Origin of the sequence: Vibrio sp. B1-2 (assembly GCF_963888445.1) — a bacterium.
GTDB lineage: Bacteria > Pseudomonadota > Gammaproteobacteria > Enterobacterales > Vibrionaceae > Vibrio > Vibrio anguillarum.
In genome coordinates, this window is the sequence record NZ_CAWPJH010000022.1 from 36526 (window position 1) to 49935 (window position 13410).

Below are 13410 nucleotides of genomic sequence, written 5' to 3' on the forward strand. Positions count from 1 at the left end.
AGTCAACAATTTTTGTAGAGAAACTTAATTATGGCTCGTAAAAGTAATTTCGATAGAGAGGAAAAACTGATTGTGGCAATGGATCTGTTTTGGAAAAAAGGGTACTCCAATACTGCCATTTCCGATCTAATTGATACGCTGAAAATTAACCGTTTTAGCCTTTATAATGCGTATGGTGATAAAAAAACGCTCTATTACGAAGCATTGGATAAATATCTGGTATCAGTGCCACTCCCTCGCCTTGCTGAACTTAACCAAACGAACTCAGCGTTTGAAGAATTGACTGCTTTTCTTAAAGAATTTGCAAAATTGCAAAAAATAAGTTCATCGGGATGCTTCATGCAAAACGCCCTGATTGAACACGCAGGGCAAGATGAGTATGTGTTGGCAAAAGGCCAACAACTTTTTGACCAGTTACTAGCCGTTATTAGCCACGCACTACGAAACGCCCAGGCGCAAAAACAAATTGGTACATTGCTGGATGCCAATCAATTGGCAAAACTGGTACTGGTCCAGATGCAAGGAATTCGTGTAATGGGAAAAGCTAAGCGTTATGACGACATTAATGCTGCCTTAGAATCGTTATTGATATTGCTTAAGGGAAATGCTCCATGATAAAAGTGACAGTGTCTCGCTTAATAAAAGGCCACGACTTAAAGCAATCTATTGCCGCGTTGATAAAGCAAGAGAACATACAAGCGGGTAACATCGCTTCTTGTGTCGGGTGCCTATCTGAAATGCGCATCCGCCTCGCTGATGGCTCTTCAGAGCTACACCTTGTTGATGCATTTGAAATTGTCTCTTTGATTGGCACGCTAACCGCATCTCATCAACACTTGCACATTGCGGTTGCAGATAAAACAGGCAAAGTGATCGGTGGTCATCTTTTGGATGGTTGTCTTGTCAATACTACCGCAGAGCTGATTTTACATTCCTATCCTGACTTAGTGTTTGAGCGAGAATTTGATAATCAAACGGGCTACAGTGAGCTGGTGGCACCTTGTTAAAATCCCTTTAATGATAAAAGTGAATGTGCATATACTAGTCTGCATTCTGTAAAATGTGGTGAAGCGTGTTTTTTATTCACCCATTCCTCCCCAATAACGATAGGCAATTCGACGTTGAGCAATTTCCGTCTGTGAGCTATCTCTCACATCTGTTCTTTTTGTAATAACTCTGTATAATTCGCCGCCTATTTAACCATTGTTTATGTTCTGTTGATTTGGCGTCTGCACATCACTGATTCGCTAAACTGAATACCTAGGAAAACTCTCTTGATCTCTACCGCAAATATCACCATGCAATTTGGCGCTGAGCCTTTATTTGAAAACATTTCTGCAAAATTCGGTAACGGCAATCGCTACGGTTTGATTGGCGCTAACGGCTGTGGTAAATCGACGTTCATGAAGATCTTGAGTGGCGCGTTAACTCCCAGCTCAGGCAACGTCTCCATTACACCAGGGCTAAAATTGGGTGTGCTGAGCCAAGATCAGTTTGCGTTCGAACAATACACGGTAATTGATGCCGTGATTATGGGTGACCGTAAACTATGGGAGATCAAGCAAGAGCGTGACCGCATTTATTCATTAGCCGAGATGAGCGAAGCCGACGGCATGAAAGTCGCCGAGCTTGAGAGCGAATACGCTGAAATGGATGGTTACACCGCCGAAAGTCGCGCGGGTGATATTTTGTTAAAAGCGGGAATTGAGGAATCGTTTCATTTTGGCTTGATGCAACAAGTGGCTCCTGGTTGGAAACTGCGCGTTTTGTTGGCGCAAGCCTTGTTTGCCAACCCAGATATCTTGCTGCTCGATGAGCCAACCAACAACTTAGACATCCACACCATTGGTTGGTTGGCTGAAGAACTTAATCAGCGTAAATGCACCATGATTATTATTTCCCATGACCGTCACTTTTTGAACTCAGTGTGTACCCATATGGCTGATATTGATTACGGTGAACTGCGTATTTATCCGGGTAATTATGAGTATTTTCTTGAAGCGTCAAGCTTGATTCGAGAGCAGTTACTCTCTGGCAACGCGAAAAAAGCGGCTGAGATCAACGAACTGCAAGACTTCGTTAACCGCTTTGGTGCCAATGCTTCAAAAGCAAAACAGGCTAGCTCACGCGCAAAAAAAATGGACAAGATCAAGCTTGATGAAGTGAAATCCTCAAGCCGCATCAGTCCTTCGATTGATTTTGGTGAAGGAAAGAAACTGCATCGTCTTGCACTTGAACTACAAAATCTCGGCCACGCTTTTGACGATGAACAGCTCTTCAACGGTGGCAATCTGCTGCTTGAGGCGGGCTCGCGTTTGGCGGTAATTGGTGAAAACGGCGTCGGTAAAACGACCTTTCTACGCTGCTTAGTCAAAGAGCTGCAGGCCAACCAAGGTGTGGTGAAGTGGTCTGAGAATGCCTCAATTGGCTATTGCCCTCAAGACAGTACTGTCGATTTTGATAACGATCTGACTATCTTTGATTGGATCTCGCAGTGGCGCACCGTAAAACATGATGATTTGATGGTGCGAGCCATTCTTGGCCGACTACTCTTTACAGCTGATGATGTAAATAAGAAAGCAAGAAACTGCTCGGGTGGTGAGAAGAACCGTCTGCTATTTGGTAAACTAATGATGCAAGATATCAACGTGCTGATCATGGACGAGCCAACCAACCACATGGATATGGAAGCGATTGAGGCGCTCAATAACGCGCTAAAGTCCTACACGGGGACACTGATTTTTGTTAGCCACGATCGCGAGTTTGTCTCTTCGCTGGCCACTTCGATCATTGATGTGAAAAACAAACAGTTGGTCTACTTCCAAGGAACGTACGATGAATACTTGGCTCATCAGAAAAAATTGTTAGCTGCGGCGTAATCAAACCAACGTCATAGCTCCTGATACTTGTTGCCGCCAGAAATGACGGCAACAACGGATAATTTAGATTCTACTGTTTAGTCTTAGCTTATTTTATCGGCCAGTGACAAGCCGCCGACTTAACTTCAAGTCGTTTGGGTATCACTGTAATTTGTTATAACTCTGGTTTAACCCAAACATTGCTAAAATCAAACCAGCCTAACGCGTTGCATTTCGCGTTTTGTAATGCACCACATTGATCTTTGCTTATCCCTAACCAACAGTGGAACATCGGGATAACTTGCTGTTTTTCTATCAAAGACTTGCCAATCTCTTTGGCCGGAAATATGGCATTTGGATCAGCGCGCCATTCATCCACTAACTGGCACCAATACGAAAAATCTTCAGCGCGGCTTAAATGCTCGATATCACTGTAATCAAGTAACCATCCTGCTAACGCATCTTCTCTATGGTTGGCAATTCCCATCGGTTTGACCCAAACATCGACAGCATCGGTGTCTTCAACCGTCAAATCATATTTAACAAGCTCCACCGAAATTCCATCTTCTTTTAACAGCTGTTGTATTGTTTTTACTAAGCTTGGAAACATAGGATGTTGAGCATGATATGCAATGGTGATCGAACGCTCGCCCGGCGGTGTAGCGGCAACATCTCCCGATGACTGATGATACCAGCCCGGTTTCAGGCCATAAGCAGGTAACACCCCCAACTCGACCACTTTGTCTTCTGGTAATTGACGAAATAGGTTGAGAGTACTGAGCTTATTGGTAAGGTAGCGAGCCCAATTTACATCCGCGGCAACGCCATTTTTTCGATTGAGTAACAAGTAAGTACAGCCGGGATCAAGATCCACGTCTTCTGTAAATGAACCTCGCTTTGTTTTTATCGGATGCGATAAGCTAGGAAAAACCATCGAAGAATGTACTTCGTCAATCACCCACACTTCGACCCGGTCTAGCAAAGGCCTAAATCCAAAATATCCATCAAACGCTTGCAAAACTAAGCGTTTTTCATCATTTAAAATGACTTTGTAAGGGCCAGTACCAATCGGCATTAAATCAAAATTATCACTACGATTGGACTCTGGTAGTAAAATCTTGGCACATGACTCAGATAAAAGAAGCGGTAAGCGACTATCAGCTTTTTGTAAAAAGATATCGATAACCCAGTTGGAGGGCGAGCTGATCCTATCAAGATGGGAGAATAAGTTCAGAAATCGCAATTCCCACAAACTTTGGATAACACCGTCGGTGGTAAGCAAATCACCATTGTGGAAACGAACCCCTGGGCGAAGATAAAAACGCCAATGTGTTGCTGTCACCGATTCCCATGTATGTGCGAGATCTGGCTGCAGCTGTTCATATTCATCTAGCCGCGTTAGCCCACTAAAAATTTGCATTACGATATGTTGCTCAGATCGACGCATGGATTTTAGCGGGTTTAGCATTGAAAGCGGGCGATAATAAGGCAACCGTATGACTTGCAGACCTTCTTGATGCTGAACACCAAGATAGCTTTGGATCACTTGCGTCAGTTTCGCCGCATCTTGATCCAGTACCGAAAATGCATGGCCAATTTTACCTTCATCTAAGTATCGACGCGCAAGGTTTTCACTGACATCACTGCGACTACGTTTAAAAATGAGATCGGATAATTTTCCACGCCCCGCCGCAGGACGCCATTCTATCCAGCCTTCATCCTCCATTTTATTTAGAACAATACGCGCATTACGGCGTGTGCAGAAAAGGATCTCGGTGATCTCTTCTAGCTGGACACCAACATCTTGGCCGTTAAAGTGCTCAAATAAGGATTCAAATTGAACGCGAAGTCGTGGGCTACTCATAAAGAGGAAATCTCAGTTTATAAAAAAACAGAGATAGTTTCCTCATTTTATATTGGTTATGCAATAGTCTTAATCACTGTTTAAAGAATATTACAGCCGAGTTGTTGAGAAAGTTGCTGAATTTGCTCTTCGTTGTCCAACTTAATCGACCATTTACTTTCTGAGCAATTTACAGAGATGACATTCGCCCCTCTCCCAATGAGCTGAACAGCATCGGCTTGGGCTTGTAGCGTGATGGCCAGATCACCCAATACTCGTACCACTAATTCATGGGGTGTTACGATGATTTTTCCACCTGAAAATTCAATCACCATTTTATAAATCAACCTTGATAGCTTGAGAACGGTTACGAATTTTTTGTACTGCGACCGTCAAACGGCTGGTGCACACCAAACGTTCACGCTCATCAGTGATATTGATTTGCCATACTTGCGTTGAAATACCAAGATGGATAGGTGTCGCTGTTCCTATAACCATCCCCTCTCGCATGGCGCGAACATGATTAGCATTAATGTCTAACCCTACACAATAGTGTTCTTGATCCACACTGAAATTCGCGGCAACTGAACCTAGGGTTTCCGCAAGTACCACCGAGGCTCCACCATGCAGCATACCAAGCGGCTGATGGGTAAAGTGACAAACAGGCATGGTCGCAGACAAAGAGTGATCAGTATAATCGGTATAAATAATATTGAGATGCTCTATCAAGGTGTTTTTGGAGGTGGCGTTTAATGTTATTAAATCGATAGGCTTCTTCCAAATATCCATGCTTTTTTGTCTCATTCATCGTAAAAGATGATTCATTCTATACTTAAAAGGTAGCAACTTGCAGCGAGTAATCAGTCAGTTCCAGCGATTGAGATCCTGCCAACTAAACATTTTCGAGACAGATCCGATCGCTCATAAATATTAACTGCAGTGTTGTCATTAGCCGTTTATCGGTGCTAAAAAGCCTCTTCATACAAAGATGTCATTTAAACGCTTAAAGATGAGCACAAAAAGTGCTCTGATACATGGCTTACAAGTGTCAACGTACCGACTCAAGTACCTAAAATGCGTAATGGCAGTTGTAGCAGCTCATCCCCTGTCGTTGCAAAACCCCAAATAATAGCGATAAGCGCAGCCACTAAACTGACATACCAAAGTGAAGCTACAATTTGTCCATATCGATTCAGAGGTAGCAAATGACTTTGATGACGCTGCTTCCATTCCATTACAATTTCAATGCTGCCCATAATCAATAAAAAGCCGAACAGGGTTAATCCAAGCCAATAGCTCAAAATGACACCAGCGATCGCCGCAAGAGCACACAACGAAATCCCCAAAGTGCTGTTCATAGAAAAGCTGATGCTTTTTAACACGTGACCACCATCAAGCGGCAATATAGGCAATAGATTGAAGAGATTGAGAAAGGCATTAAAAACAGCAAGGCCGGCAAAAAATATCTCTCCTGTGATCCAGTACACGACAACCAGCACTACCGAGAGCAGCAAACCAAAAAATGGCCCCATAATTGAGATCACTACATCTTGCCAACGTGTATTGATTTTTTCATCACTTAATGCCAAGCCACCAAGAAATGGAATGAGATAAATGCCTTTAGTCTTCATACCAAAATACTTCATCGCTTTGATATGGCCAAATTCATGGAACACCAAACAGGCAATAAGCGCCATAGCAAACTGGAAGGAAAATAACCACGAATAGGCTGCGATACTTGCTGACGCCAGAACAACTTTAATCAGCTTGGCACTTTTCAGTGCTTTCATACCAAGTGAGACTAGACCAATAAGGCTAAAACGTCGCTCCGGCTTTGGCGGGCTATATGGTGTTTGTTTTTCAATGTCTTTTTCTGAACGCTCACCTTGCGTGACAATGTCACCATTAACTAATGCTTGATAACGAAGTTTAAAAGGTTGCCAACTCAGCTCGACATTTAGTTCACATTGGATCGGCGTTTCACCACTTAACAACTGAAATCGATGGGTCGTTGTCGCCTCGATATTCCCTGTCGCATCGCATTGCGCAACCAGTTGATTATCCCAATAGAGTTGCTGCCAACCTGACATTGAACCTTCGAGACGAAGTGATTTTCCTAAAAATGGAGCGGAAAGGAGTTCCACAGTGATACCTACATACAAACATAAAAACGGCGTTCATTATGCCTTTGAGCAATAACAGCGTAAAGCACGATGCCCATTTTCTTACTATTGAAGATGACTTAGTTCAATTCCCTCACGAATACCAAGCTTTTTGCCATCTCCCCTTTTAATTCCAGTCGTAACGTGGATAATACGCGCTTACATATTTTTACAAGGTGGGTACTATGTCTACTGAAGCAACTTTACTTGAACGCAGCCAATCAAAATGTGAGCTTTGTTCATCAGAATCTCCATTAGCTCCATTTGTGGTAGCGCCACACACTATGGTTACTGTTGACCATGCCGTTATGTTGTGTGATGTCTGCAAAGGCCAAATTGAGAACCCAGAAACAGTAGATGTGAACCATTGGCGTTGTTTGAACGACAGCATGTGGAGCCAAGAGCAACCCGTTCAAGTACTGGCGTGGCGTCAACTTAAGCGCCTTGCGGCCACTGAGGGTTGGGCTCAAGACCTACTTGATATGATGTATCTTGAAGAAGAAGCTGCAAAATGGGCTGAAATTGGTATGGATGATGATGCAGAAAAGCCTCGTGATGTGAATGGCGTAGAACTGAAAAAAGGCGACGACGTAACCATCATTAAAGATCTCCCTATCAAAGGCTCAAGCCAAGTCATTAAACAGGGTACTGTGGTTCGCGGTATCAGTTTAAGCGACGATCCTAAGTTGATCTCTGGTAAGGCTAATGGCCAATCGATGTATATCATTGCTGAATACTGTCGCAAAAAATAATAGCCATTGACGAATAAAACAAAGGCGCAACTTAGTTTGCGCCTTTGTTTTTCGGAAACCGTTGTTTTCATGAGCAGTGAAACTAGTAAATTTTAAATACAAAAAAGCCGACTATTTAATCCGTCGGCTTTTACATCTCTACACATTAAATTAACGGTATAAACCGATATCTTTCTGCATGTGACCAGACAAATTATTCGCGTAGTAGCTGCGAGGTTCGCTGTGGTCGACAAACAGAATATCAACTAAATGTGCAATCAATCCTTTGAAGTTAACCGCGTAGGTTTTTTTATCCATAGAGGTAGGTGCTGTAATCGTACCCATATTCATTGCTTGTGCCATGATAGCCTCTCTGTTAATTCGGTAACTTACTTTGTTGAAATGAATTCTAGGTGATATTTTTTTGGTTAAAAAATGACAAATTTTCCACATTCAAATTAGTTATTCTAATGAAACAAACCCATAACAACGCATGCTTTTATTATCCACGATAATCGACTACTTATTCACATTAAGTTTGATTTGGCGAATTTAAATCGCAATGAAAAACAAAAACACCGGTTATTTACAAAATTTTCACATTAATATTTTTATCGTCGGTTAGATAAAGGATAAATAAAAGAGAGAGGTAAGTATTGTCAAACACTTACCTCAGTTTACTTATATTATGACTTATGAGTAGCAGGTAATGGACTTCTCTGCTTATAGACAGAAGCCAACACCGCAATAATCATAGTGATTAACAGTACACCCAGTGAGACTGGTGTCGGAATTTCCCACGCAGAACCGACTAGCATCATCTTAATACCAATGAATATCATGATGAAGGAAAGCGCTGGTTTTAGGTAAATAAACTTATCCATCATCCCTTGCAACACAAAGTACAAAGACCGCAAACCAAGTAACGCAAACACGTTCGCTGCTAACACTAAAAAGGGTTCGCGGGTCACGGCAAAAATAGCCGGTATTGAATCTAATGCGAACATGACATCCATAAAAGCAATCACGCCAATCACAATCATCATTGGAGTCACAAACCATTGCTTATTGCGGCTCACAACCAAAGCATTCCCTTCGTAATGATCCGTCACATTGAACCAACGTCGAATCAGTTTCTCCGGCATTGGGTTTAGCTGTTCATCGCCTTTCTCACGCGCAAGTTGAATACCGGTCCACATAAGAAATAATGCAAACACATAAAGTAACCAATGATATTGTTCAAGCAGCTGCGCACCAATCACAATCATCACCGCTCGTAAACACAAAGCGCCGATCACTCCCCACAATAGAGCCCGCGGGCGTAAATGCTCTGGGACGGCGTATTGATGAAAAATAATCGCAAAGACGAATAAGTTATCAACACTTAACGATTTTTCTAACAAGTAACCAGTAATAAACGAGATCGTCGCCTTTTCGGCACTGTATGAACTGGTTGGTGCGTAACTATCCCAAAAGAAATAGATACTCGCGGCGAATGCAAACGCCAGCATAAACCAAATCACGCTCCAAACGGCAGCTTTAGTGATCGTGACTTTACCACCACGGGTTTGCCAAATATCGATAACAACAAGAAATAGAGTCAGAATTGCAAAGCTGAGATAGGTTGTTGGGGTCATATATCCTCCAAAGGCGGAAGGATAAGATGGGATTAACCGATCGAAACCTTCCGCAAACAAAAACCGCTGTTCATAATGAACAGAGCTGAATGCGTTGGTCTCGTCGAAATAAGCATTCCGTTTTTAACAGAAGGCTATTTATACTTACCGGATAAGCATGCGCTTAACGAGCTGACGATAAGTAAACAAAGGCGACTACTCCCCAATCAGCGCGGATTTTATGCCTATTGGATGCAAAGGTCCATAGCCGTGATCAAAAAAAGGAGCCATTTATGCTCCTTTTTAGCTTAGATTTTTATACGCCTGCCAGTGGTAATAAATACACCAATACAGACCATGCACTGACCCAAGCAACGACGACAGCAGCATCTAACCAATCTCTAATCCACATTATACTTTCCCCTTTCACATCTTCATGCACCTTCATCGGGTTGAAGATGCGTTAAGACTGAAAGTTAAAAAGCAAAGTCTATGCCAGTAAATTTATGTCAAACCGAGTTACTGATAATGATGTTGGGGTTGAGTTCCTGCGTGGTTAAGTATTTCAGGTTTTTCCGTCAGCAGTTCAATAAACGCATCGGCCATTGACACATTCGAAACAAAACCTTCTCCCTTCATTTTCACTATCGCATCATATCCCTCTTTGCCTTTCATGGTATAGGCCGAAGAGGTTCCACAATAATAACTATTAAGATCAATAGGTTGCCAACCTTTTTGCTCATCAAATAACAACACATTTGTGATGCGTTGTCCTACAGGCCGATCGGCGGCATAAGTAAACGAGAGATTGTGGGTGTAAGGATAACTGCCAGAACCTGTGCCGTCGACCCCATTGCCCAGCGCATTATTAATTGCCCCTTCAAGCATCTCAATTAAGGTTTCTCCCTGCACTCGGTAGACACCAATAGGAACGGCAAAAGGCAATAAATTTCCGGCAATGTCTGCCACCGAAACTTGTCCGGCGTTGAGCGAGTTTCTGACTCCACCAGCGTTATGTATTGCAAACTGCACGGGGTGCCCTCTTTGCCGCATGGCATAGACGAATGATTGAGCCACCAAAGGAGCCAACTCACTCGGCCCAGTTTCATCAGGAATTCTGACGTGTCTTAAGAAACGATCAGCATGTGCGATAATATTTTGTTGCAGCTGACGTACTCGCGGCATGTATTTATCGATCAATATTCCTTGGACCTGCTGATCTTTCTTACACACCACCACATTAGGGTGCTGGCTTAAAAATTCGCACGCCGCTAAATGGGTGTTATCGGTGCCCGCTTCGCTCATGCTGGCATCAAGAAACAGTCGACGGCCAAGTAACAGTTCATTACGACCCTGAAATTTGTCCACTTTGCCATCGGCTGAAAAGTCGATATAACAATGACCTAAGCTCAAAGAATGATAACCGGATTGGACGACATAAGTGTCATTAATTCTTAAACCATACTCATCATCTTTCATCAGCCCTAGTGCACTAAAATCACCTTGTAATCGGTGGCTATGCCCGCCGACGACAACACTAATGCCTTCCACTTGCTGTGCGAGCTCAATGTCCGCTTCATAACCTAAATGGCTAAGTAGAACAATTTTGTTGATCCCTTTAGCGCGTATTTCAGCAACAGTATTTTTCGCCGTTTGGATAGCGTTAATAAATGGAGTATCGAGATCTGGGTTGGCAATATCGGCCATTTTATCAAGTGACAAGCCGAAAATTGCAATTGTTTCATCACCAGCCTGTTTTTCTATCCAGCGAGCGTGGTCACCTTGAGGTTGATAACTTATCACTTGCGAGCTACCAGCTATTGGAAAAGGCTTATTCGATCTTTCGTTGGAAAGGTCCCAATTACCAGCTAACAATGGGAATTGAATACGTTTAACAAAATGGGCAACGGGTTCATTACCCATATCCAGTTCGTGATTGCCTAATGCCATCGCATCAAGATTCAATGCGTTGAGCATGTCCGCATTGGCTTTACCTTTAAATAGCGAGAAATAGAGCGTGCCTTGGAAACAATCCCCAGCGTGTAAAAATACAAAGGCTCGCTTCATACGCGCCGCATCTTCTTTCAATTGCTGAACTCGTGTTGCAATTCGAGCAAAGCCGCCAGCGCTTACATACGGTGTTAAAGTCTGCTGTTGGATGTGGAGAGTCAATTGCAGCGATGTCGGTTCAAAATATGAGTGAGTGTCATTAATGTGTGCCAGCATAATTGATGCTGGTCTATTCTTTTTATGCATCATTTATCTTTCTCTTCTTTTTCCACTCTATCCTAGCTGAAGAATCATGACAGAATCGTGACTTTTATGAAACGAGTTTGAAAATATAATTACGCTAAGTCAACCTCATCACGCTTTGTAGCCTTTGTTTCATTCGGCTGCCCCAACATAAACACTTGATATGTGAGTCAGCAGCCTACTTATCTGCATAATTTCCATTATGCTTAAAGAAAAACAGACTCAGCGAGAAGCTAACTTGTTGAGTTATAAAAGGAGTCTGCCTATGCATCTAGAGCGAATTGAAATTTCCGGATTCAGAGGAATCAAACGTTTATCGCTCGCTTTTGATGAACTCACCACATTGATCGGTGAAAATACTTGGGGTAAGTCCTCATTGTTGGACGCCTTATCAGTAGTGCTACCAGCCAACGGTGTACCTTATCAATTTGAAATGCAAGATTTCCACGTCGATTACTCTATCGCTCATCCTCAAACTCAGCATTTACAAATTGTCTTAAGCTTTGTTTCTACAGATAAAAATGAATCTCGATCCGGCCGTTATCGTAAGCTGAGGCCGATTTGGGTTGAAGATGAAACGGGTACGAAACGGATATTCTATCGCATCAGTGCCACTCGTGAGCGATATGATATTACCACTCGCTACCTGTTTTTAGACCTCGAAGGCAATCCACTACCGCTGCATCATTCCGAAAAATTAGCGCAAGAGCTGATGAGCTTACACCCAGTGATCCGTTTGAAAGATTCACGGCGTTTCGAGCGACCTTTCGTCAATGGTAACGGTAAAAATTCTCGCGCCGAAAAACGCATTGATAATACCTGTCGTCGTTTACTGGCCATTCCTGGACATGTCAACAAGGGCGAGATGAGAAGTAGCCTTAACTCAATGAATGTATTAGTTGATCACTATTTTTCATTCAAAAGTCAGACACGTAAAAACCCAAGACAGCAACGTGACAGCTTAGTCTATTCCAGCCCAACCGCCGATAAAAACATAAGCCAATTTGTTGAAGAGACTAAAAATAAGCAAACTCGTTTGCTGTTGATGGGCTTACTCAATGCTTATCTGCAAGCCAAAGGCCCAACTGACCTACGACGTTGCGCTAGGCCGCTGCTGATTATCGAAGATCCCGAAGGTCGATTGCACCCTACTCATCTGGCGCGCGCTTGGAGTTTACTTCAACTATTACCCATGCAGAAAATTCTCACAACGAACAGTGGTGATCTGCTTGGCTCTGTTCCCCTTCATTCGATTCGGCGTTTGGTGCGTACTTCTGACCGTACCATTGCAAATTCGATGATCTCTCGTGGATTGAGTAAGGACGAACTACGACGTATCGGTTTTCATATTCGTTTTCATCGTTCAGGGGTGCTTTTTGCTCGCTGCTGGTTGTTGGTTGAAGGAGAAACTGAGGTGTGGCTGTTTAGTGAGCTGGCTCGCCAGTGTGGCTATAATCTAGCCGCCGAAGGAGTACAAATTGTCGAATTTGCTCAGTCTGGTCTGAAGTCCTTAATTAAAGTGGCGAAAGCGTTTGGCATTGATTGGCATGTCGTGACTGATGGCGATCCCGCTGGCAAAAAATATTCGTCAACGGTACGCGGTATGCTGACAGGTGATCAAGAACGACACCGCCTAACCGAACTTCCCGATCGAGATATCGAACATTTTCTGTACTCTCATGGCTTTGAACACTTCTTCAAAGATTTGATTAAAATACCTTACGATCATCCAATCCCTGCGAAAAAAGTGGTCACACGTGTGCTGAAAAAACACGCGAAACCTGATTTGGCGCTTGCCATAGTTTCCCATTGTGAACAACAAGGTGTGGACTTTATTCCTGTACTGTTGCGCTGGACACTAAAACGCGTGATTACGATGGCCAATGGCCACACGTAAAAAAAGGCACACATGATTGTGTGCCTCGTATCATTTCCATTTCGCTATAT

At 43.0% G+C, this 13410-nt stretch carries 12 protein-coding genes; 5 read left to right on the top strand and 7 right to left on the bottom strand.

Annotated elements, in window-relative coordinates; all coding sequences use genetic code 11:
- Positions 1-30: 30 nt before the first annotated feature.
- The 3 genes from AACQ75_RS08480 (at position 31) to AACQ75_RS08490 (ending at position 2879) form a co-directional block, all read left to right on the top strand.
- On the top strand, positions 31-615 hold the full coding sequence (locus AACQ75_RS08480; RefSeq protein WP_170888473.1) for a TetR/AcrR family transcriptional regulator: 585 nt from the start codon (positions 31-33) through the stop codon (positions 613-615).
- A complete protein-coding gene (locus AACQ75_RS08485; protein ID WP_094147029.1) occupies positions 612-1007 on the top strand; it encodes a PPC domain-containing DNA-binding protein in 396 nt (131 codons plus the stop codon). The genes AACQ75_RS08480 and AACQ75_RS08485 overlap by 4 nt, the downstream gene beginning before the upstream one ends.
- A gap of 267 nt (positions 1008-1274) precedes the next feature.
- Complete coding sequence (locus tag AACQ75_RS08490; protein WP_170888474.1) at positions 1275-2879, top strand: ABC-F family ATPase; 1605 nt, start codon at positions 1275-1277, stop codon at positions 2877-2879.
- Between the two features lie 154 nt (positions 2880-3033).
- On the opposite strand, the gene AACQ75_RS08495 is transcribed toward AACQ75_RS08490, so the two are convergent.
- The 4 genes from AACQ75_RS08495 to AACQ75_RS08510 all read right to left on the bottom strand — a co-directional run bounded on the left by AACQ75_RS08495 (position 3034) and on the right by AACQ75_RS08510 (position 6845).
- A complete protein-coding gene (locus AACQ75_RS08495) occupies positions 3034-4722 on the bottom strand; it encodes an SgrR family transcriptional regulator (RefSeq protein WP_017046920.1) in 1689 nt (562 codons plus the stop codon).
- An 80-nt stretch (positions 4723-4802) separates the two neighbouring features.
- Positions 4803-5036, bottom strand: coding sequence for a DUF3389 domain-containing protein (locus AACQ75_RS08500; RefSeq protein ID WP_010320752.1), 234 nt, complete (start codon positions 5034-5036; stop codon positions 4803-4805).
- A 1-nt stretch (position 5037) separates the two neighbouring features.
- On the bottom strand, positions 5038-5490 hold the full coding sequence (locus tag AACQ75_RS08505; protein WP_010320753.1) for a hotdog fold thioesterase: 453 nt from the start codon (positions 5488-5490) through the stop codon (positions 5038-5040).
- 272 nt (positions 5491-5762) lie between these two features.
- On the bottom strand, positions 5763-6845 hold the full coding sequence (locus AACQ75_RS08510; protein ID WP_026027786.1) for a site-2 protease family protein: 1083 nt from the start codon (positions 6843-6845) through the stop codon (positions 5763-5765).
- 203 nt (positions 6846-7048) lie between these two features.
- On the opposite strand from AACQ75_RS08510, the gene AACQ75_RS08515 reads away from it, so the two are divergent.
- The gene (locus AACQ75_RS08515) at positions 7049-7615 is read left to right on the top strand and encodes a PhnA domain-containing protein (RefSeq protein WP_026027787.1); all 567 of its coding nucleotides are present in this window, start codon (positions 7049-7051) and stop codon (positions 7613-7615) included.
- A 150-nt stretch (positions 7616-7765) separates the two neighbouring features.
- Here the strand turns inward: AACQ75_RS08515 and AACQ75_RS08520 are convergent, their stop codons facing one another.
- The 3 genes from AACQ75_RS08520 to AACQ75_RS08530 all read right to left on the bottom strand — a co-directional run bounded on the left by AACQ75_RS08520 (position 7766) and on the right by AACQ75_RS08530 (position 11469).
- The gene (locus AACQ75_RS08520; protein ID WP_017042819.1) at positions 7766-7957 is read right to left on the bottom strand and encodes a hypothetical protein; all 192 of its coding nucleotides are present in this window, start codon (positions 7955-7957) and stop codon (positions 7766-7768) included.
- Positions 7958-8280: 323 nt separating this feature from the next.
- Complete coding sequence (locus AACQ75_RS08525) at positions 8281-9231, bottom strand: TerC/Alx family metal homeostasis membrane protein (protein ID WP_170888475.1); 951 nt, start codon at positions 9229-9231, stop codon at positions 8281-8283.
- A gap of 498 nt (positions 9232-9729) precedes the next feature.
- A complete protein-coding gene (locus AACQ75_RS08530) occupies positions 9730-11469 on the bottom strand; it encodes a bifunctional metallophosphatase/5'-nucleotidase (protein WP_170888476.1) in 1740 nt (579 codons plus the stop codon).
- Between the two features lie 259 nt (positions 11470-11728).
- Here AACQ75_RS08530 and AACQ75_RS08535 point away from each other — a divergent pair, with 259 nt between their 5' ends.
- Positions 11729-13360 (top strand): ATP-dependent endonuclease, encoded by a 1632-nt coding sequence (locus AACQ75_RS08535; RefSeq protein WP_026028965.1) that lies wholly within the window; start codon positions 11729-11731, stop codon positions 13358-13360.
- The last annotated feature ends 50 nt before the right edge of the window (positions 13361-13410 follow it).